The organism is Ralstonia sp. TCR112 (assembly GCF_007997035.1).
Classification (GTDB): domain Bacteria; phylum Pseudomonadota; class Gammaproteobacteria; order Burkholderiales; family Burkholderiaceae; genus Ralstonia; species Ralstonia edaphi.
Genome location: NZ_VOSS01000262.1, coordinates 1 through 579, shown reverse-complemented (window position 1 = coordinate 579; position 579 = coordinate 1). Strand labels below are relative to the sequence as shown.

Annotated in this window: 1 pseudogene; it reads left to right on the top strand. The window is 61.0% G+C overall.

The window, feature by feature from the left end:
- Positions 1-82: 82 nt before the first annotated feature.
- Positions 83-579: pseudogene (locus FUT88_RS27230) on the top strand (peptidylprolyl isomerase); the annotation flags it as partial.

Genomic DNA, 579 nt, shown 5'->3' with positions numbered 1-579 from the left:
CGTGAGCGCCAAGCCGGCCAAGCGTCAATAAAAAGACGCAGCCGATCCTGCTTTTCCCACCCCAAGTTCTCTCTCGCTGACCATGCTCCGTATCCGCTTCCTCTTTGCCGGGCTCGTGTGTGCACTGGCCGTAACCGCCACCGCCGCCACGGCAGCCACCGCGTCCGCGCCGCGCGTCCAGTTCAAGACGTCGATGGGCAACTTCACCGTTGAGGTGTATCCGGACAAGGCGCCCAAGACGGTCGCCAACTTCCTGCAGTACGTGAAGGACGGCTTCTACAAGGGCACGATCTTCCACCGCGTGATGGACGGCTTCATGATCCAGGGCGGCGCTTCACGGCAGACATGAAGCAGAAGGACACGCGCCCGCCGGTCGAAATCGAATCGAAGAACGGCCTGAAGAACGACAAGTACACGATCGCCATGGCGCGCACCATGGACCCGAACTCCGCCACGGCGCAGTTCTACGTGAACGTGGTCGACAACAACATGCTGAACTACCCTGGTCAGGACGGTTACGGCTATACCGTCTTCGGCAAGGTCGTCGAGGGCACCGACACCATCGACAAGATCAAGGCG